Annotated in this window: 16 protein-coding genes and 3 pseudogenes; 14 read left to right on the forward strand and 5 right to left on the reverse strand. The window is 58.1% G+C overall.

Annotated features, from left to right (window positions below):
* The 4 genes and pseudogenes from XI08_RS08400 to XI08_RS08420 form a co-directional block, all read left to right on the forward strand.
* Positions 1 to 381 (forward strand): hypothetical protein (locus XI08_RS08400; protein ID WP_271574094.1); only part of this gene is annotated, 381 nt, incomplete at its 5' end.
* 411 nt (positions 382 to 792) lie between these two features.
* Positions 793 to 1,083: a hypothetical protein gene (locus XI08_RS08405; RefSeq protein WP_271567534.1), complete on the forward strand. Its 291-nt coding sequence runs from the start codon at positions 793 to 795 to the stop codon at positions 1,081 to 1,083.
* A gap of 384 nt (positions 1,084 to 1,467) precedes the next feature.
* Entirely contained in the window at positions 1,468 to 1,734 is a 267-nt protein-coding gene (locus XI08_RS08410; RefSeq protein WP_097670021.1) for a DUF3551 domain-containing protein, read from the forward strand.
* Between the two features lie 1,050 nt (positions 1,735 to 2,784).
* Positions 2,785 to 3,186, forward strand: a pseudogene (locus tag XI08_RS08420) (DUF932 domain-containing protein); the annotation flags it as partial.
* 450 nt (positions 3,187 to 3,636) lie between these two features.
* Here XI08_RS08420 and XI08_RS08425 read toward each other — a convergent pair.
* Positions 3,637 to 3,834, reverse strand: a complete 198-nt coding sequence (locus tag XI08_RS08425; RefSeq protein ID WP_271574095.1) for a hypothetical protein — start codon at positions 3,832 to 3,834, stop codon at positions 3,637 to 3,639.
* A gap of 650 nt (positions 3,835 to 4,484) precedes the next feature.
* Here XI08_RS08425 and XI08_RS08430 point away from each other — a divergent pair.
* Positions 4,485 to 4,862, forward strand: a pseudogene (locus XI08_RS08430) (TrbI/VirB10 family protein); the annotation flags it as partial.
* 9 nt (positions 4,863 to 4,871) lie between these two features.
* Positions 4,872 to 5,114: a DUF2274 domain-containing protein gene (locus XI08_RS08435; RefSeq protein WP_271567530.1), complete on the forward strand. Its 243-nt coding sequence runs from the start codon at positions 4,872 to 4,874 to the stop codon at positions 5,112 to 5,114.
* Positions 5,115 to 5,303: 189 nt separating this feature from the next.
* Here XI08_RS08435 and XI08_RS08440 read toward each other — a convergent pair whose 3' ends face one another.
* From XI08_RS08440 to XI08_RS08455, 4 genes are all read right to left on the reverse strand, one after another.
* Complete coding sequence (locus XI08_RS08440; RefSeq protein WP_271574096.1) at positions 5,304 to 6,212, reverse strand: TauD/TfdA dioxygenase family protein; 909 nt, start codon at positions 6,210 to 6,212, stop codon at positions 5,304 to 5,306.
* A gap of 597 nt (positions 6,213 to 6,809) precedes the next feature.
* On the reverse strand, positions 6,810 to 7,100 hold the full coding sequence (locus tag XI08_RS08445; protein ID WP_202633122.1) for a hypothetical protein: 291 nt from the start codon (positions 7,098 to 7,100) through the stop codon (positions 6,810 to 6,812).
* Positions 7,101 to 7,877: 777 nt separating this feature from the next.
* On the reverse strand, positions 7,878 to 7,994 hold the full coding sequence (locus XI08_RS08450; RefSeq protein ID WP_333924387.1) for an FMN-binding negative transcriptional regulator: 117 nt from the start codon (positions 7,992 to 7,994) through the stop codon (positions 7,878 to 7,880).
* A gap of 1,536 nt (positions 7,995 to 9,530) precedes the next feature.
* Positions 9,531 to 10,169 (reverse strand): GntR family transcriptional regulator, encoded by a 639-nt coding sequence (locus XI08_RS08455; protein WP_442869593.1) that lies wholly within the window; start codon positions 10,167 to 10,169, stop codon positions 9,531 to 9,533.
* Positions 10,170 to 10,292: 123 nt separating this feature from the next.
* Between XI08_RS08455 and bioB the strand changes: the two genes are divergently transcribed.
* From bioB to XI08_RS08495, 8 genes and pseudogenes are all read left to right on the forward strand, one after another.
* A complete protein-coding gene (gene bioB, locus XI08_RS08460; RefSeq protein ID WP_271574133.1) occupies positions 10,293 to 11,345 on the forward strand; it encodes a biotin synthase BioB in 1,053 nt (350 codons plus the stop codon).
* Between the two features lie 124 nt (positions 11,346 to 11,469).
* Positions 11,470 to 12,456: pseudogene (locus tag XI08_RS08465) on the forward strand (8-amino-7-oxononanoate synthase).
* A complete protein-coding gene (gene bioD, locus XI08_RS08470) occupies positions 12,438 to 13,070 on the forward strand; it encodes a dethiobiotin synthase (RefSeq protein ID WP_271574097.1) in 633 nt (210 codons plus the stop codon). Before XI08_RS08465 ends, bioD begins: the two are co-directional and overlap by 19 nt.
* Entirely contained in the window at positions 13,070 to 14,332 is a 1,263-nt protein-coding gene (locus XI08_RS08475) for an adenosylmethionine--8-amino-7-oxononanoate transaminase (protein WP_271574098.1), read from the forward strand. The genes bioD and XI08_RS08475 overlap by 1 nt, the downstream gene beginning before the upstream one ends.
* A 242-nt stretch (positions 14,333 to 14,574) precedes the next feature.
* Positions 14,575 to 15,009 (forward strand): aspartate 1-decarboxylase, encoded by a 435-nt coding sequence (gene panD, locus XI08_RS08480; protein ID WP_097669503.1) that lies wholly within the window; start codon positions 14,575 to 14,577, stop codon positions 15,007 to 15,009.
* Positions 15,006 to 15,917, forward strand: a complete 912-nt coding sequence (gene panB, locus XI08_RS08485; protein ID WP_097669504.1) for a 3-methyl-2-oxobutanoate hydroxymethyltransferase — start codon at positions 15,006 to 15,008, stop codon at positions 15,915 to 15,917. Before panD ends, panB begins: the two co-directional genes overlap by 4 nt.
* The gene (panC, locus tag XI08_RS08490; RefSeq protein ID WP_097669505.1) at positions 15,892 to 16,743 is read left to right on the forward strand and encodes a pantoate--beta-alanine ligase; all 852 of its coding nucleotides are present in this window, start codon (positions 15,892 to 15,894) and stop codon (positions 16,741 to 16,743) included. Before panB ends, panC begins: the two co-directional genes overlap by 26 nt.
* A gap of 703 nt (positions 16,744 to 17,446) precedes the next feature.
* A complete protein-coding gene (locus tag XI08_RS08495; protein WP_271574099.1) occupies positions 17,447 to 20,551 on the forward strand; it encodes an efflux RND transporter permease subunit in 3,105 nt (1,034 codons plus the stop codon).
* Positions 20,552 to 21,030: the final 479 nt, after the last annotated feature.

A 21,030-nucleotide genomic window follows, 5' to 3' on the forward strand; every position in this document is an offset into this window, starting at 1 on the left:
TTCTGCGATCACGACGGATTCGCTGTGCGGCCGGCGCAGATTCTGGCCTTACCGACCTATTGCACGCGATCTCGGTTGCTAAGCCTCTCTGTGCGGGATAGCAAAGCCCTCGCAGATCGTGACGAAAGCTTTTTTCGCCTCGGCATCCTCGAAGCAAAAATGCGCTCCTTCGGCACCTCGCTCAATCGACCAGTCGATTTTGCTTTGTCGTGCAATGCGCGATGCCTCTTCGCGCAAGTGATCCAATTGCCTGCCGGAGGCCCGGACAATCACACAATCTGTCATTTCGAACGCTCACTAACTCAAAAATTTAGTTCACGATGTATGGTCGGGCGTCACCGGCTTCCTAATTTTGGCCAACACCCGTTGCAGTCGCCGTAATACGACTGACCGCGTCGAGACAAGACCATTACACGCCTTGATGCAAGCCGTCCGAGACAGGTCTGGGCCGTGCACATTGTTTGAAAGAGGGCGCGGTGGTTCCTCTGGACGCCGGCCGCGCCACGGTTCCAACGGGGCCGGCACAACCTGCGTTAAGCTTCCTGATCGGGAAAACTTGGAAACGATGCGTTTTGGGTCTAGGATCATGCCACCGGGGCTGGATTGCATTTTTTCACGATGAGCATTTTGAACCCGGAGGGCCGTCGGCGGTATTGTCGGCGGCTTTTTTCAAGGAGAAGCGGTGGGTTGGGCTGCCCTATCTGGCAGTTGGCGTCTGCGCCATTGTCGCAGCCTGGTTGGTGATGAACTGGCTCGTCCCGCGTGGCCGAGTCGTGCGGGGGGGGGACGTCAATGCATGACTGGAAGAGCGAACTCGATGCGCTCGTCGCTGAAACGACGGCGTTCGCTAAATCGCTGAAGGTCGAGATCGAGCTGCCGCGGCCTCAGCAGAAGGAAATCGTCGAGCTCGCTGGCCTCAGCGTGCCCGACCATGGCGGCAGCGAACGCGATGAGATCAGGAAGCGGGTCGAGAGTTTCAAAGCGCATCAAGAGCGCTTTACGCGCGAGCGCGAGGAATATGCCGAGTCACTGCTGCGCCGGATCAGGCCGATCACCCAGAAGAGCTCGCTGAACGGTTCATGAGCTCCGCCAAGTCCCTTAAGTCGTGCAGCTCAAGCAATACACGCTCGACGGCAAACCTAAAGGCCCGGGAATTTTCCGCGTTTCGGCCTTGCTAAGCTCTCCGTAGACTTAGGGCCACCCCGAATCGATTCCTTCCGGAGCGCGAGAGTTCTCAAGCCCCGTTAGCGCTTTCCGCCGCACATGTACCTCGTGACGCTGGAAAGATGCGTTCCTTTCGACAAGCAGCAGGATTGCTGCTCTGAACTCGGAGCTCCGTCCCACCCGAGCTTCTTCGAAGGCAATCGGCCCACGGACGGCGACCCGCCATTTGCCATTGACAAAGATCAAGACATCAAATCCGGATCCGCTATCCTTCTGCAAGACTTAACGGAGGCTAGAGGTCTCATGCGCAACCTTCTGTTCATCGGTGTGCTTGCACTTCCCATCGTCATCGGTTTTGGATCGCCCTCGACCGCCGCTCCGCGGGGTCGTTCGTATATCCCCCCGGCTCGGCAGGACGTTTATTGCTTGCAGGGACGTACCTGGGGATATCCGGGCAATTGCCAGTTCTCGACCTATGATCAGTGCATGGCCACTGCATCCGGCACCTACGCCTATTGCGGCATCAATCCGGTCTACGCGTTCGCGCGACAGAGAGCGCAATCGCGCTGATGTCCGATGGTCAAGCGTGATGGAGACATTAGTCTGAGTCCTGCTCATACAAATGGACCTGCGGTGCAGGGTTGAGAGACGTTGGACTTCCGCCGATCGGACGAGCCCCCGTTCGAGCAAGCCGCGCGATGCAGTCACCTCAGGTGCGTCGGACGAGACGCAGGACCGATCGAGATGCGGCCTCATCTGCGTCACGCGCAGTCGCGCGTCGCTCTTTAATTCAATTCAAAACAGCGGGAATGCGTCAAACAGACATCTGCTTGTTGCGTTTTTGTCAGCTTCTTCTACCATGGTGACCTCTCGAGTTTTCGACTTTGGGTAGTTTCTACGTGGCGCTCGTCACGCGAAAGCTACATTGCATTATCTGCTAGAAAACGAGGGAGATCTTCCAAATGTTAGATGCCCCCACCACCGCGCTCCTACGGGTGGTCCTCGACAACGTCTGCAAGAATCTTTCCCGGTACGATACCGGTGCTCGCACCCATGTTGCCTCGACAATTCTGGAAGCTGCGAGCACAGGAGAAATAAGACCTGACCGCCTTACACAGATCGGTCGCGATGCTCTTTGCAAAGCCCCGCCGGTGAGGCGATAGGCTCGCCAAGTATGATCGGTCACTGAAGAGCCGCTGAGCCGGTCCTGCAGCGACGATCGAGTAGGGATTGCCTTTTTGCGTGGATTTCGATGCGCCCGCACTAGCAGTCGTGATCCCGAGCAGGGTCCTTCATCTCATCGATCGAACGGAATCAGAACTCATGATCCTGATGGTGCTCGTCGCGCTGATGAGGAGAGCTTGGTACAAGCGCGGCAGGACCTGACAACTTCTGTAGGGCGTCTCCCTATCGGGACCGGGCTGTCGGCTTCGCTGAAACCCCGGCGGTCTGCCGGGTTTTCACCCTTCGGGCTTTCATCCCTGACGCAAGCTGTGGCGGGAGCAAATTCGCGGGCGTCGGCCATGGACGATGCAGGTGAGGAAGAGTGGCGCGGCGTTGGCCATGACGAGTTGAGGGCCGGAGGAGAGCCCTCCGGCGCCCGTCATGGACATTGCGCCCATGAATATGCAGGTTCTTGATGTCCGCCGAGATGTCAGCGGCGGTTACAGGGTGGATGTGAGCCGCGGCGAGCGCGTCGGTCGGGTATCCTCGGAGTGGTTTTCCCGTCCGGCCGATGAGCGCTATCTGTCGCTCGACGAATTGGCCCGCACGGTGCGTGATCGCACGGACCGCAGCCGGACGCGCGTGGTCGACAGCGCGCTCATCCATGTAGAAGCAAACCGTGCCGACCCCGAGCGCTTGGCCCTGATGCTGCCCGGCTCGGACACGCCGGTCGCGCTGACCCACTGGAGTTTTGGCCAGCTTGCGAGCCAAGTTGGCGCTCCGGCTGCCTACCTCCGACAACTTCCCGCGGCACTCGCACGCGTCAACCTGCAACATGGCCTGATCGCCAATCGCGCCTTATCCTAACAGTGTGATCCTGTCCCAGAATCAAGCATGGAGCGGCGTCACCTGTGTTGCGGTGAAGCTCTTCAGACGTCCGAGTCAAGCGTTCCCGCAACGTAGCGAGGACAACGCTTGACGCGGCGGCGCCACCACACGCTAATCAAAGGGGGGCAGGCGAAGTCCTGCAACCCTGCAACCCTGCAACCCTGCAACCCTGCAACCCTGCAACCCTGCCACGCGGCGAGCGGGAGAGCGCGAGGGGAATCCCTCATCCGAAACAGAAAGGGTGCGCCGACGGCGCTCCGCTTAGGTATGTGCGTGCAGTTGTACTTTACGAACCTTGACGCGCTGTCGCGTCCACTTCCTTCTTCCTTCTTCCTTCTTCCATTGATGGTCTTGCAGTGAGTACCGCGCCCGGCGCGCTCGACGTCGCCGAGCGCGCCGGGCTGATCGACGGTATGCCATTCATTTTAATGGATGCGCGCGCTGCCGCCGTTTCGGCATCGACGTCAACGTGACGCCGCACACGCTGCGGCACACCTTCGCCGTCAACATGCTCTCCATGCTGATCCGTGAGAAAATCGGGATCTGTTCGATCCGCAGGATCGGCATGGCGCAGCCTACCGCCGGATCCTTGGGGATCCGCTGCAGAAGCTCCAGCACCTGTTAGGCCACGCCAGCGTGACCAGTACCTACATCTATCTCGACAGTTTGCCGAGGCGCAGGAGCTGGTCGACGCGGCCGCCGATCGCTGGGCTGAAGATCGCAATGGTGGCCGGCGAACGCCCACACGAGACAGTGAAGTACGTCGACGTCTCCCCATCGATCTGCATCATCTGTCGCCATAGCTGACGGAAGGCGGCATTCGCTTTCTGCCGTGGCGTGGGCGTGCGGCTCACCATGTTGCCAAGCGGCCGCCGGCACCGGTCGGGAATGCTACGGCGCGTATTCCCGAACCGATCATCGGCGCCATGCTGCGCTGGTCGCTCAAATACCTCGATGTCTTTGCGCCGGATGTCTCGGAGGCACGAACGGAGCTCGATGCCCGTGAAGCCCGTTGTGAGCGACGGATGGCAAAGGACGTGCAGAGCGGAGAAGCGTCGCCGAGACTTATCGAGCGCGGACGGCCAAATGGCTCGAGGCGCGCCGGATGGCCGGCAGAGGTGTACCGATCTGGGAGCGCGCTCCTAATGTCGCCCGCCGCATCGACCCGCAAACCGGCGCTGAGACCCCTCCGTACAATCTTCACCTGATGCGCCTGCACGTTGGCGCTCCCGGGAGCGGCCGTATCAGCCAGTCCGAACCGACCGCACGTGATCGGCATCTACGATAGCCAGGTCACCTTCGGCCAGTCGCCCTGCTCGTCTGCACACGGCTGATCAAGCCGAATATACGTTCTATCGTTCTCGCGCGGCAGCTTGGCGCTGATACTGCCGGGTATGCAGGTCTCGAAGATCAGGTCGACAATCATTGGGGCGAGCTGTTCAAAGCTGCGGCACTATCGACGTTTCTGGCGATCGGAACTGAACTGGGGGCCGGCTCAGGCATTGCGACACGGTGCCTCGGGCTCACTAAACCAGACCGGGCAGCAGGTCGTTCGCCGCAGTCTCAGCATCCAGCCTACTCTGACCGTGCGACCTGGCTTCCTGGTTCGTGTTCTTGTCAATCATGACCTCATACTTACGCCGTAGGGTGACAACATGCCAAAACTCAAAATAGGAGAGCTTCCAGACGACAAGCCTGTCAAAGTGAGTACGGAGCTGCCTGCGGCCGTGCATCGTGATCTCGTTGCGTATGCAGAAGCGCTTACGCGTCAAGGTAGTCAAGTGGTCGATCCGACTAAACTCATCGCCCCCATATTGGGGCGCTTTATGGCCACGGATCGAGGAGTTTCTAAACTGAAACGTGAAGGCCACGTACCGGACGCTGGCGATGGACAGTAATGCTCAAGGTTTCTCGAAGCCGTTGGTCGACGTTAAAATAGACGCGATGCATCAACCTGGCGCTGCCGAGTTGGCGCTAAGAGCTGAGATATCGTGTCGGAAAGTGTGTTCCCGCGTCTGCCCGAAACAACTCCCATTACCAGGTTTTCTCGGTTTTCAGACGCGAGAGCGCTGGGCGTCGACGTGCAGTTATTCGGTCACCTTCAGGCGCGTTACACTGCTCCGGCCATCGACGCTGACAGGCACGTCGCCCTCGATCGTGGCCCTACGTACGACGCGATGCTGGTCCCCGTAATCGTTGACCGCGTAATGCTGCGTTGCGCGGTTATCCCATATCGCAATATCGCCCTCCAACCAGTTCCAGCGCACAGTGTTTTCGGGCGCGGTGACGTGAGACTGGAACAGATCGAACAGCTTTTGTCCGTCGTATTTGGGGACGTCAACAAAGTGCTTCACCAAAGCGCCGAGCACTAGCGTCCGCTCGCCTGTTTCGGGGTGAACGCGTACGACGGGATGCTCGGTCTCAAAAACCGTTCTGGTGAATACCTCGTCAAAGTGTTTCTTGTCGACCTCGCGGACACGCGCGATGCCGGCGTAATCGAAAACGTTGCTATGAACGGCCCATAGGCCCTCGGCAAGCCGTTGTAGCGGCGGCGGCAGATCAAGATAAGCGGCAGCCGTGTTCGACCACACAGTGTCGCCTCCGAACGGTGGCATTACAACGGCCCGCAGGACCAAAATCTTGGGATAGGCGTCGGCGAAGGTCCCATCCGCATGCCAAACGTCGGCGCGGCCGCCGCCGCGAGTGGAGTCCAGTTCGAGGAGCGACGCCGTCCCCTTGGTGGCACCGAGCATCGGATGTGGCACTAGCTTTCCGAGACGGGCGGCAAAGCGCTCCTGCTCGGCGTCATTGAGATGCCCCTGATTGCGGAAGAAGATCACTTTGTGCTCAAGCAATAAGTTGTTGATCGCGGCGATAGCCTGATCCGGTAGATCGCCTGATAGCTTGATATTTATGACTTCGGCACCGATGCGCGCTGCACATTTCACAACATCGGTGCTCGGAATGACGCCACCGACCAAAGCCATTGTGTTCATCTTTCTTTTCCAAGCCTTTGTAGTTCTTCCTCGCCTCCTGGAGCGAATGATCTTCAGCAAGCATCGTGCCAAGCGAAAGACGACATGTACTCGCCAAAGGGCACTGAACGAATCGCGGTATTTGGCGCGAGTCATCGAACTGAGCCGATGGCTGGGCCGAGTGGCGAAAGAACTCGATCGACGACCTCACCCTTCGATTGTCGAATCGTGAAGACGTAACGGAGAGCAGGAGCGCGCCAACGGCAGATCTTCAGTTATGTTTTTGTGATCATCAATGGTGTTGAGAAAAGCAATGCTTCTGTAAAATTGCTAATATTTCATGATGGTCGTGAATCATGTAGTTGGGTCTTGCCGGGCTCAAGCGCGCTTCGAAAACAAATTCTCCCACGATTGATACGTTGATATGACCGAGATTGCGGGCAATTTCCGTCTCAACTAGCATATCGCCCACGATGACAGTTCTTTCTGGGATAATCATTGATCTGCATATACAAGCGCAGCCGGTCTTGCTTGCCCATGCTAGTTGCGCGGCTCAAATGCCAAAATGTCGCTGACATGAGTCTCATTCGAAGTCGTTGCGCTTGTGCGCGAACTAGTTCAACAATTGATTGCTGACAATGACGGTTTGAACGGCTCTCTGATCAGCGGCGAGCAAGACATTTCACGCCCCTTTACGCCTTTGCGTAAGGCAGCGTTGCGCGCTAAGAATTCGTAGGTATCGTGAAAAATGGCGCCATCCTTGCCATGCACGAGCTCGATTTCATCTCTCGACATACCCGGATTGCGGAAAAGAATGGAGAAAGGGAGCTCAAACTCCTCTCGAAACCTATCCATATCGATCGTTGCGCGGCTGAACCCGCCCAAAATGGCATTGACCGTTTGCAACATCGCATTTGCGTGATCGAGGAGTATGCCATTCCAGTTGAAATAAAATGGCGGATTTCATGCGTGAACCTCGGCACGTCATCGCGCGGTAATGTGTTCGAGACTAGGAATTTGCTGGTCTACATGTCTGGAGTGGTCGTAGTAGATATGTCCGAACAGAGCTGGAAGGGGTGTACCGCACGTTAGTGAGCTGAACGGGAGCACCGTTCTTCCTATGGTTTGGAGAGTGTGAGCATTGCTGTTTTTGTGGGCTCTGTTTCTGAATCGATTTGTTTTAAGCCATGCCATGCTAGGCGGTGCTGGGAAAGCCACAATGCCGAATGGGCGTTCGAAAGTCTCAACACTTACTATGCGCGCTGTACTGGACCTGACGCGACATTGCGTCTCTGTTAGAATACGTACAAGCGTCTACACAGTGCGTAAGTTTGGAGCTGATCGTTCCGTAAGTGAATTTCGCGAGGTAATTGATGGCCCGCCCGCTGGAGCCTGTGAGAGCTGTAGATGTAAGATCGCTCTCTGTCGAGCGTCGCGGTTGGCGGGGCATGCACATTGTCGTCTCAGTCCTGAACCAAGATAAGAGCTGCAACTTCCTTGGTCCCGCGCCAGTTTGCTCGCCGCTAGGCCCTTAGCGATACCAATGCGATCAGGCGCGGGGCGGTTTTGGCTCATCTTGCGCTTGCCTTCGACCATGGTGATCGGGATGCGCGCGCCGACGATTTCACGCAACTGAGCGGCGATGAAATCCGCGGGAGCATCGCTGACGGCCCAAGGCGTCGCGCGTCACGTCTCATGGATATTCGTCAGACGCGTCACGATCTCGAGCAGGCGATTGGGATCCTCGAAGAACTCAATCGGCCTATTGGCGTGAACCGCGATGTAGTTCCATGTCGGCACCACATGTTCAGCTTGTCGCTTGCTGGATACTAGGATGGCGTCACATAAGCCTCTGCGCCAGATCGCAAGAGCTTCTCCGATCGAGGCCGTGCCATTGCGGATTACAGCGCGTCGTGTTCGCCTTCAAGTGGCCCATCTGAGCAGCGGATTGTCGCTCAAATGTTCTCGGGGTCGTCGTCTCGAAAGTGGGGTGATATGTACATGAAGGCTCTCCGTTGGCAGTCGTCGAGATAAACCCAAGTCAATATGCTGAAAACTGCCAGTTTCGGTCGTTCCCGGAGAGCTTCTTCGCTTCCTCGCAGCCCGATTTGAGAATCTTGTGGAACACCTCGATTTTCCACCTCAGCGCATACCATTCGAGCTTCTCAACGGCGTCCTTGCGTGACTGAACGGGCAGGTCGGTGATCAGTTTCCACTCGATTTTCTTTCTGTTCTTCAGTGTCCCGCCTTCCGCATGAAGCCGGCGGAACCGGAGGAGATCACGCAGCTTTAGCCGCGCAGATCTTGCTCACTTAGGTTGCAAATTCAATCTTTGGACACGGGCTTCGTCCGAGCCGCGATTCCGTAGGTTTCGGTCGCTTCTCCTACAGGCGCTTGGCGTCTCAGCGTCGTCGAATCCGTGGCACCCGAAGCTTTCGCCTTACTTGGCGGTCCAGTTCGTGATCGAGCCGCGCGGATCCGGAACGATACCATGCGCTCCAGTTACAGCTTCCAAACGGCATCTTGCTCATGGACAGCCTGGATACGGCAAGATCCTCGTGGTCGACGCGCCCGTCGCCATCTCGAGAGACTAGCCTTCAGGTTTGACCTGAGCGAACTCGGAGGCCCCTTCGCCATCAGACGACTGTTTCCATGAGACAGGCGTTCGAACAAGCGAAGCGCAGCGCAGCGCGCCTTCGCTGCGGATCTTAGAGGAGATTGATGTCTTTCGCCGGTGCGCGGACCCTTGGAGGAACTGACGGAGCTCCACCGGATGGCTTATACCAGTCAGTACAATCGTCTTGCCCTCGTAGCTGCTGAACGGATCGCAGGCCAGATATGACAACCGTCCAAGTAATTCGTGTTTGCTGCGCTGTCGAGGGGTTGATGTGCGAGACGTCGCATCGCCGCGACCGGCTCGATCCAGGGCAATTCGGGGACGTGCATCAGGCTTACGAGCCGACATCCGCCAAGGCCGCGAATCGAAGCTCTCGCAGTGGTCGTACCCGTTCGATCGATTCTTTGTAGCGATCGTGCACCCTTATGGGCGGCGATCTCAGAATCATTCTCGAATTCATCGTAAGCAACGAGTCGATGTCATTACCGAGCTGATCGGCCTTTGCGGTTGCGCGCGATCTCGAGCCGTCGTGCATGTGGGACGGGGGTAAGAACCGAGAGTCCGTCGGCGATTCGACGATGTGGTCTTGTTTTGGCTGTGAATAGGACGATGTGGCGAATCATAGCTGGCTCTGGCTCGTGTGAGATGAAGGCTGATCGCAGGGCAATCTTGGTATCGTGCCAGCGACGGACGCCGCATGGTTGCGATTGCATTGTTGTCCCTCATAATGACGCCGGGAGGACGAGGCGCTCAATGGTTTGAATGTGACGCGCAAGCAGATCGCAGGCTTGATCGATATTGCGCGATCGTAATGCTTGCAGAATCAAGCGGTGATCCTGATTGGAGCGCGGACACCATCCGGCACTGCGCGCCATCGCGAACACCAGTCGCGAGTTTGCGAGTTGCAGTCCATCGAGGCAGGCGAGCAATCGAGGCATTGCGCAGGGCGCCACAAGGGCGTGATGAAATGCGCGATTCGCGATCTCGAATTCCTGAATTGTGTCCGCATTGTCTGCTTCGATCAGGGCCAGCTCAATCCGCGCCAGATGAGCCGACGTAAGTTTCGGCGAGGCATTCCGCAGCGCGACCACTTCCAACGCGGCGCGCATCTCGGCGATCTCCTTCACCGACTTCGCGTCGAGCGATGCAACGCGCACGCCGCGGCGGGGGGCGGCAACAACGAGATGTTGTGCCTCCAGTTGCCGAAAAGCTTCCCGCACGGGGACGTGGCTCGAGTTGAATTCGCGCGCGATATGGTCCTGCCGCAGCGGTGCGTCTGGTTGTAGCGCGCCGCTGATAATGCGGTGCGCGATCGAATGCGCAATGCGTTGCGCAGTTGTCGCGTTATCGCCCAAAGGCATCATAGATTATCTACTATAAAACATCGTGCGTGGTGGCCAGACGTCAGCTAGCATACCTCGAGATGAAATATGATAGATAATCATAGGGATTATCTATAGTTCGAAGGAGGCCTCGTGGCTCGGATAGCCCCAAGCGCGAAAACAAAATCGGAGGATGGCTGCGACATCGAACCCGTTCGCCACGACTGGACCGTTGGAGAGGCAACGACGCTCTACAACGCGCCGTTCTCCGACCTGATGTTCCGCGCCCAGGCTGTTCACCGCCGCCGCTTTGATCCCAATCATTTGGAGACCGCGAGCCTTCTCAGCCTCAAGACTGGCGGCTGCCCAGAGGATTGCGGTTATTGCTCGCAGAGCGCGCATTATGACACGGGGCTGAAAGCGACGCGGCTGATGGACAAGGTGGATGTGATCGCGGCCGCCGAGCGCGCGAAAGCGGCCGGCGCGGCGCGGTTCTGTATGGCGGCTGCGTGGCGCAGTCCGAAGGACCGGGACCTAGGCCATGTCTGCGAGATGGTCAGCGCGGTGAAGGGTCTCGGAATGGAAACCTGCGTGACGCTCGGAATGGTGACCGCTCCTCAGGCGCAGCGTTTGCGTGAGGCCGGCCTCGACTTCTACAACCACAACGTCGATACCTCGCCCGAATTCTATGGCCAGATCATCACCACGCGGATCTTGCAGGATCGTATCGACACGCTCACTGAGGTGCGCGCGGCGGGCATCAAGGTCTGCAGCGGCGGCATCATCGGCATGGGGGAGCGCGTCGTGGACCGGATCGCCATGCTGGTGCTGCTCGCAAATCTTCCGAGCCATCCGGATAGCGTGCCGATCAACCTCTGGAACGAGGTCAAGGGCGTGCCGGTCATGGAAATCGCGGAACGCCCCGATCCAATCTCCCTCGCGCGTCTCGTCGCGGTCGCACGCATCCTGATGCCACAAAGCGTGGTGCGGCTGTCCGCCGGGCGGCAATACATGACCGACGAATTGCAGACGCTGTGCTTTCTCGCCGGCGCTAACTCGATCTTTATCGGCGACGCGCTTCTAACCACGCGCAACTCGCAGCGCGAGCGCGACATGGAGTTGCTCGAGCGGCTCGGCATCAAATCCAGCCTCGACCAGGCGCGGCCGGTCAACAGGCAATCTGCGCCGGCCAACGATAGCGTTCACAGTAATTGACGCCCAAAGCGGCGTCCGCCGCCCTTGAGAACCCCTTGAAGAATGTCAGGAAGAAGCGGGGCTTCGCGATAGCGACTGCCCAAATGATTTACGCAAGCACCCCTACTACACGCGGGATTGATTGATGACTTCAACACGCGCGGGCAAGGTGGCCACTTATCACGCCGCCTTGCGGGCCCTGAACGAGCAGGACGGGCTGCGGCGCCTAGCGCCGCGTTCGGGCATTGATTTTGGATCGAATTACTATCTCGCACTGGCGAGTGCACCGCGCATAAAGAAGGCTATGGCGGCAGCGCTGGAATCCGGCACTCCAATCGGGGCCGGCGGGTCACGCCTCCTGCGCGGAAATTGCGACGAGCACGAACGTCTCGAACTGGAGGCCGCGCACCTTTTCGGAGCCGAGACGGCGCTGTTTTTCAGCGACGGATATGTGGCGAATTTTGCGATCCTGTTGCCTCAACGGGGCGATCTGCTGGTACTCGATTCGCTCGTGCACGCGAGCATTCACGAAGGCGCACGGTCCGGACGAGCCGAGTTTCGCGAAAGCGCTCACAACGCCCCGACGTCGGTCGAAAACACAATCCGCGACTGGCGAGTGAAAGGTGGGACGGGCCGCGTCTGGATCGTGGCTGAAAGTCTGTACAGCACGGACGGCGACTTCGCGCCGCTCAAGGAGCTTGTCGCAATCGCCGACAGGCATGATGCGTTCCTTTTGGTAGACGAAGCTCATGCCACTGGCGTGTATGGTGAGCAGGGAAAGGGGCTGACCGCCCCCCTACGAAGGGCGCGAGAACCTGGTGGTCGTTCATCCGTGCGGCAAGGCGTTGGGCGCCGCCGGTGCCCTCGTCACCGCGAGCCGGGTGCTGCGCGACTTCATGGTCAACCGCTTGGTCGCCTTCACGGCGACAACGCGCGCGCCATGAAACTGGCATCGATGCTGCAGGCTCGCGGATCCGACGTTCGCGGAATCCGACCACCGACTGTGCCGGCGGGCACAGATCGGCTGCGAATCTCCCTGACGCTGAATGTCCGAGAGGATGATGTGCGTGCGTTGCTCGATGCTTTGATGGAAGAAACCGGAAGCGAGGCAAGATGGCTCGGCGATTCGTAGTCACCGGCACCGACACTGAGGTCGGCAAGACGATCTTTTCCGCAGGAGTCGTCGATTTTCTTGATGCCTATTATTGGAAACCTGTCCAGGCTGGTCTTCGAGGGGAGATCGATTCCCAGGTCGTTAAACGACTGGCTGAACTTCCAGACGATCGGATTGTGCCAGAGCGGTATCGTCTTGAGACGCCAGCGTCACCACATCTCGCAGCAGAACTCGATCGCCTTCATATCGACGCCACCTCACTCGATGTGCCGGACACCGGGGATCGCCCGCTCGTGATCGAGGGGGCAGGCGGGCTGATGGTACCGCTCAATCGCAACGAACTCTACATCGACGTCTTTGCACGATGGCGGCTGCCAGTCATTCTCTGCGCGCGCACTGCCCTCGGTACCATCAATCATTCGCTGCTTTCGCTCGAGGCCTTGCACAATCGCAACATTGAAATTCGCGGTATCGCGTTCATCGGCGAAGAGAACGTCGACACCGAGAGCACCATTTGCAGGATCGGACAAGTGCGGAAGCTGGGCCGGCTGCCGTGCCTTGTTCCACTCACGGCCAACGCGCTTCGCGCGGCCTTTAAGGCCTCGTTCCATGGGGGTGATTTCGATTCATAATGTGCAAAGCAAAGTCGCGGATCTGGCATCCGTTTACCCAACATGCGCTGCAAGGCGAGATGATAAAGGTTTTGCGCGGCCAGGGCGCATATCTTTACACCGCGGATGACCGTCGCATCATCGACGCGATCGCGTCTTGGTGGGTAGTGACCCATGGCCATTGCCATCCTTACATCGTGAGCGCCATTCAAAAGCAGGCGGAAAAGCTCAACCAGATCATCTTCGCGGGCCACACTCATGAACCCGCCGAAGAGGTTGCATCCCTGCTTCTGAAGCTTGCGCCCCGTGGCCTCGACTACGTCTTCTTCTCCGACAGCGGCTCGACCAGCGTGGAGGTCGCGCTGAAATTGGCGCTCGGCTATTGGCGCAACATAGGCGGGTCGCGCTCACGTATCGTCGTGATGCAGCATTCCTATCATGGCGACACGGTGGGGACGATGTCGGTCGGCGCGCGTGGTGTGTTCAATGCGGCCTACGAACCTCTGCTGTTCGAGGTTACCTCAGTGCCGTTCCCGGCGCTGGGTCATGAACAGGCCACGCTCGACGCGCTCGAGGTCGCGTGTCGCAACGAAAACCCGGCTGCCTTCATCGTCGAGCCCCTGATCCTGGGGGCTGGCGGGATGCTTATGTATCCTGCTTGGGTCCTAAATGAAATGAAACGGATCTGTGAGGCCTCAGGCGTCCTGTTCATTGCCGACGAGGTCATGACTGGCTGGGGGCGCACTGGAACATTATTCGCTTGCGAGCAGGCTGGTGTCACGCCCGACATTGCCTGCTATTCCAAGGGCCTCACGGGTGGCTCTCTTCCGCTTGCGGTGACGCTCTGCCGCGAGGAGATTTTCGACGCACACTATTCGAAAGACCGAACCCGCACCTTCTTCCATTCCAGTTCCTACACGGCAAATCCGGTGGCGTGTGCCGCTGCCAAGGCGAACCTGGATCTCTGGTGTAACCATGAGACCTACGAGCGTGTGGCCTCCGTCGCTGCAATGCAGAAACAGAAAATCGAACCATTTCGCGCGGACGCGCGCTTCGGGAACGTCCGTCAAACTGGTACTATCACAGCACTCGAGCTGAAGGTGTGCGACGAGGGGTACCTCGCCAATATCGGGCCGAGACTGCAGGCGTTTTTTAGAGATCGAGATCTGCTGCTGCGCCCGCTTGGCAATACGATCTATGTTATGCCGCCGTATTGTGTCACGTCGGCGGACCTCGAGGAAATCTACGCTGGAGTTAACGATGCAGCCGATGAGCTGGTCTAGAAGCAGGCCGGATCGGTCGTCGATCGCCACACGCGAATCTGCCGAAGTCATTGGCCACGCCCGCATGACCCAACACACCGGCCGAGAAAGTCTTCGTCTGGTGATCGCGCAACCAAAAGGAATTTTCATCCGTTCGCGGGTCATTTTCGAGGCATCGATTTCTTTTTATCTTCGCAGGTTGACAATTTTCTTCCAAGCTCCCTAGGAAGCACCTGGTCCGCAAAGGCTCAACGATATTTCAAATGAGAAAAGTGCTCTCTGCTAAGCTGCACGGCATCCATGTCACAGAGGCCAGTCTTTATTATCCCGGTTCCGTCACCCTCGATCCAGATCGCTGTCACGAGGCGGGCATTCCACCGACGGAGTTCGTGGAGACCTGGAACAAGAACTCCGGGGCACGAATCTCGACTTACGTCATTCTCGGCGTACGCGGCTCACGTTGCTGTGTCCTCAACGGCGCTGCGGCGCGGACCTGCCAAGTCGGCGACCAACTCATTGTTTGCAGTTCGTCCTTCTTGGACGAGCAGAAAATTGTTGAGTTAAGGCCGAAGAGTCGCCCTTTCGATCGCAGCAACCAGATTACTGAACACCTGACATACTCGGTCAGTTCGGAAGCAGCAGGCGACTTCGCGCCGCATAATCGAACTGAAGTCGTCGACGCGATGGGGGTCCAATGAGCCACGTTTTAGAGCCGCCGGTTGAGCGCATCACGATTCCCATGCTGCAGAAGTGGAAGGAGGAGAGCCGGCGTGTCGTCATGACCACTGCCTACGACGCGGTTCTGGCGCGTATCGCGGATCCTTCCGTCGATATAATTCTCGTCGGTGATAGTGTCGGTAACGTTTGCCTTGGATTTGAAAACACGCTACCGGTGAGCGTGGCGATGATGAACCATCATCTGGAAGCCGTTGCACGCAGCAAGCCTCGAGCTTTACTCGTCGCCGATATGCCGTTTCTTAGCTTCCACCTCAGCGTCGAGGAAACCATACGCAATGCCGGCGGATTCCTGCAGCGAGGCGCAGCCGCGGTGAAACTCGAGGGCGGCGGCAAGCGTATCGAGATGGTACGTGCCCTTGTCGATTGCGAGATTCCGGTGATGGGTCATCTGGGCCTTACGCCCCAGAGCGTCAATGTCATGGGCGGCTTCAAGGTGCAGGGCCGGAAAGCGGATGAAGCGCTGCGGTTGCTCGATGATGCTCACCGTCTGCAGGAGGCCGGCTGTTTCGCTTTGGTGTTGGAAGGCATTCCGGCCGAGCTTGCTGCTCGAGCAACCGACTCCTTGACAATACCGACGATCGGAATCGGCGCCGGCCCGGACTGTTCGGGGCAGGTGCTCGTGTTTCACGACGTGCTGGGCCTGACCGAAGGTCAACGCCCCAAATTCGTTCGCGCCTATGCGGAAGGCTTCCAGCAGTTGCATGATGCGCTTTCGCGCTGGGCCGCGGATGTCCGCAGTGGTGCATTCCCGGGACCGCAAGAGTCCTATCGACTTCCTGAAGGCGTCGGCGAGGCAATTACCAACTGGGCGCCGTCCAACCCAAACCGATGTAAAGGTCGACATGCAAACAATCACGACGGTCGCTGAGCTTCGCCGCACTCTCGCAAAAGCCCGCAGTGCCGATCAACGGGTCGGATTCGTGCCGACAATGGGCTATCTCCACGATGGCCACTTGGCGCTGATCGCGGCGAGCCAGGCGCAATGCGACGTCACGGTCGTCAGCATCTTCGTCAACCCCACTCAGTTCGGACCAAACGAGGATCTCAGCACCTATCCGCGCGACTTCTTGCGCGATGAGGGACTGTGCCGCGATGCCGGGGTTGCGATCCTCTTTGCGCCGGATGCACAGGAAGTCTATCCGAGCCATTTCGAGACTTTCATTGAACCGGGCGACCTAGCGAAACCTCTGTGCGGAGCATTCAGGCCTGGACATTTTCGCGGTGTCGCGACTGTCGTATGCAAGTTGTTCAACATGGTGCAGCCCGACGTCGTGTTTTTTGGCCAGAAGGATTTTCAGCAATGTGCAGTCGTGCGTCGCATGGCGGTTGATCTCAATCTCCCCATCGAGATCGTCACCGTACCAACCGTTCGCGAACAGGATGGGCTCGCGATGAGCAGTCGCAACCGGTATCTCAGCAAGGAAGAACGTCAGCGGGCCCTTACGATCAATCGTGGGCTATCCGCCGCGCTCGATGAATTTCGCTCTGGAGAGCGCAACGTAGAAAGGCTGATTGCTATCGCCAAGGGGCATTTAGAGGCAGTTGACCGACTGCAGTATCTTGAACTTGTCGACGGTGACACGCTCAACACCGCCGATAGTCCACTGCGACGCCCCGCGGCGCTTTGTGCGGCAGCCTACGTCGGCTCGACCCGGCTGATCGACAACGTAATACTGGCGTCGCCAACTCCGTAGCGCAATGCGTAGTCAAACCGTACGCAGCATATTGAGCTGGAAGAAGTGCTCAAGGCCAACTGTTTACAGACGTGTCGACCTGGTAGCAAAGGGCGAACCCCGAGCCGACGTTGTTCAGCGAGTTAGCGATGCGATAGGGGGTGCTTGCGGAATATTGTGGGACCGAGAACTTTGCGTCTGGCAACATCACAAGTTTCTCGCGGCTGCGACCAGAGACCGTTTCGACAAACCTTGGTATAGTGTTTTGCAGCCCATGCTATATTACCGACTTACCTTTGTAGAGTTGAGCGCCCGTCAGGTCGTCTGTACTTTCGATGTCGAACCTGGATCATTCGATCGACGAGTCGGTGCGAAGCCTAAACTGATGCCTTGTTAGAAGTCGTTGCGTCCCAATCAGGTGTGAGGACGAACATCTTGAGTCGGACCTTTGGCCGATTGCACGCAAAAAAGACAGGGGCTTTATCTTAAGAAGGTACCCAGATCGCGATCAGCGATCAGAACAGCTCAGCCAACGTTTATTCAAGCGACGGAGATGGAGAAGCGGAGGATTGGGCACGCTATGCTCAGGAACGTGTGAGCCCTTAGAGTAGCCGATAACGCTTCCCTCATACTACGGGCTTTAGCGCAGTCGCCGCATTGATGATCGTTGCCGTAGCGCAAGTTGCTGGCGTACTTGCATCCCCCTCTCGAAATGCGAGTCGCGATGGCATTTACCGAGCTTTTCATCAAACGTCCGGTATTGTCTATCGTCGTCAGTGTCCTGATCTTGCTGATTGGCTTGCGCGCGGCCACCGTACTGCCGATCCGGCAATTTCCCAAGCTATCTAATACGGTCGTCAATATCACGACTTCCTATCCTGGCGCCTCCGCCGACATGATCCAGGGGTTCATCACCACTCCCCTGGAGCAGGCAGTCGCTTCCGCCGAGGGCGTCGACTACATCAGTTCCTCATCGGTGCTCGGTACCTCGACGATCCAAGTCTACATCAAGCTGAATTTCGATCCCAACGAGGCGCTCACCGAGGTGCTCTCCAAGGTCAACTCAGTCAAATATTTGATCCCGAAGGAATCAAACGATCCGGTCGTCACTAAGTCGACCGGTCAGATCACCGCTGTAATGTATATCGCCTTCTCCAGCGAGGAATTGACGGCCAGCGCGATCTCCGACTACCTCTCGCGCGTCGTGCAACCCGTTATGTCAACCGTCGATGGCGTCGCAGCGGCAGACATCTTGGGCGGCCAGAGTTTTGCGATGCGGCTATGGCTCGATCCTGCGAGAATGGCAGGGTACGGCGTGTCGCCGGCTGAAGTGTCGGCTGCAATCGCCGCTAACAACTTTCAGGCCGCGGCCGGCCAGACCAAGGGCAATTTCACTATCTCCGATGTCACCGCAAACACGGATCTGCGGAGTGTCGATGACTTCAAGCGCATGATCGTCAAAGCCAATGACGGCGGCTTTGTGCGCATGGAGGACATTGCGGTAGTCGAGCTTGCCGCGCAGACCACAGACATCAGCGTCGCCATGAACGGCGAGCACGCGGTCTTTATCGGCGTTCAGGCGAGCCCGCAGGGCAATCCGCAAAGCATAGTGCGAGGCGTTCGGGCGCTGTTTCCAGAAATGGAGCGTAACCTGCCGCCGTCACTGAAGATGAAAGTGGCCTACGACTCCACCAAATTCATTCAATCGTCGATCGATGAAGTGGAGAAGACGCTCCTTGAGGCCGTCGTGGTCGTGGTGGCGGTGATCTTCCTATTCCTGGCCTCGCTGCGGTCGGTCATCATTCCTGTAGTCGCTATTCCGTTATCGCTCGTTGGTGTCTGCAGCATGATGCTGGTGCTTGGGTTTTCATTCAATCTCCTGACTCTCCTTGCGATGGTTCTCGCGATCGGTCTCGTGGTCGATGACGCGATCGTGGTGGTTGAGAACATTCATCGCCATTTAGAAGAGGGGGCGCCGCCCCTCCAGGCTGCTACAAGGGGCGCGCGCGAGATCGTCGGCCCCGTTGTCTCCATGACGATTACCTTGGCTGCTGTATATGCCCCAATCGGATTTCTCGGCGGTCTCACCGGGGCGTTGTTCCGCGAGTTCGCGTTTACGCTAGCGGGAGCGGTGATCGTGTCGGGCGTAATCGCTTTGACGCTGTCGCCGATGATGTGCTCGCTCTTTCTGAAGCGCGCCGAGAGGGGGCGGTTTGCAGGGTTTGTGAACCGCGGGTTCGGCGCCCTGACACGATGGTACGGCCGCAAGCTCGACCGCTCGCTCGACTACTGTCCGATTACCGGGCTGTTTGCGTTGACCATGTTGGGCCTCGTCGGCTTTCTATATATGAATACTTCCAAGGAACTCGCACCCGAGGAGGATCAAGGTGTCGTATTCGCACTAACCAAGGCGCCGAAATACGCCAATATCGACTACCTCGACTATTACGGCACCAAGCTCGAAAGAGCGTTCCAGAAGTTTTCCGAGACTGATTTGAGCTTCGTGCTCAATGGCGTTAGCGGCCAGCAGAGTGGCATGGCCGGCATGTTGCTCAAGCCATGGGACGAGCGCAAGCGATCATCGACCGCGCTAAAGTCTCTTGTCCAAGCCGAGCTGTCGAAAATCGAAGGCATTAGCGCGTTTGCCTTTAGCTTGCCGCCGCTTCCGGGCGGCTCGGGTGGCCTACCAGTGCAGATGGTGATCAATTCGACGCTTGGCTTCCAATCCGTCTACGAGCAGATGTCGAAGCTGAAGGATGCCGCGCGCAAGAGCGGTCTGTTCATGGTGAGCGACTCCGACCTCGAGTTCAACCAGCCGGTGGTACGAATCAAGGTTGATCGATCCAAGGCCAACGAACTTGGCATCACCATGCAGACCATCGGTAACGCGCTCGCCACCTTACTTGGCGGAAACTACGTCAATCGCTTCAATTTGCAGGGTCGCTCCTACCAGGTGATCCCGCAGGTGCCGCGCGAGGAACGCCTGGCCCCGCAAGCAATTGGGAGCTATTATGTGAAGACTGCGACGGGCTCGATGCTCCCGCTGTCTACCGTAGTCTCCACCGAGACTGCGACCGATCCGAACGCGCTCACCCACTACAATCAGCTCAACTGCGCGACCTTTCAGGCCGTGCCGATGCCCGGCGTCACGATCGGTCAGGCTGTGGACTTCCTGGAAGCCGAGGCAAAGAAACTGCCCGCAGGCTTCAGCCACGACTTCCTCGCCGACGCCCGCCAATATGTGCACGAGGGTAACCAACTGGCGATTACCTTTGCATTTGCACTCATCATCATATTCTTGGTGCTTGCGGCGCAGTTCGAAAGTCTGCGCGATCCCCTTATCATCATGATCAGCGTGCCGATGGCAATCGTCGGTGCCTTGATCCCGCCATTCTTTGGCTGGGCGACTATGAACATCTACACCCAGGTCGGACTGTTGACACTGGTCGGGTTGATCTCCAAGCACGGCATCTTGATGGTTCAGTTCGCCAATGAGCTGCAGCTCAAGGAGAGACTTGACCGTCGCTCGGCTATAGAGATGGCGGCGCGCGTCCGACTGCGTCCAATCTTGATGACCACGGCGGCAATGGTGACGGGCTTCATACCCTTGTTGACTGCAACGGGAGCTGGCGCCGCGAGCCGCTTCTCGATCGGGCTCGTGCTCGTCGCTGGCATGTCTGTCGGCACGCTGTTCACGCTCTTCGTGCTGCCGGCGGTCTATGTCGCGATCGCGTCCGATCACCGTGCCGATGCGAGCTCCGGCCACGCGACGATCGCCGCCGAGCTCGACCTCACTGGCGCTGCTGATGCCCAGATGGCCAAGCAATGACGATAGAATAGATTTCGCTCAGTGTGGTGAGCGAAGGAGCGTGCGACCGCTTCACGCTCCCTTGCGCATCGAGATCTTCACGCCCGTGGTGCAGAGCTTGGCAACCATCAGGTGCCCGGCGAAGAATACGTCATCGGTGATCCGCGGCTGCTCTGTCAAGGGAATTGCACCGTACATCCACGGCGGCGGAACGCCCAAGCTCGACCTCGCCGGGGGAAGAAGGGAACTGATGCTCGCCTGATAAAAGGTGGCCTTGCTATTTATGCCAAGTGCTCTTTAAGGAGAATTGTTTGCTTCCGTCCGACCGCGTTGCGTTGCTAGCTGAAAAAGGTGACGCTGAACCGCTTAGGATTCGACACGAGTTCAATTCCGTGGGGGAACGGTCGTCAGGAGCCCCCGTATCCATGACCGACACTTACGGCTTCGACACGACCATTGTCGACAAACCGAAGAACAGGCTGACACGTATTGCTGAGTGA

Origin of the sequence: Bradyrhizobium sp. CCBAU 11361 (assembly GCF_028128935.1) — a bacterium.
In the GTDB taxonomy this organism is placed as follows: Bacteria; Pseudomonadota; Alphaproteobacteria; order Rhizobiales; family Xanthobacteraceae; genus Bradyrhizobium; species Bradyrhizobium niftali.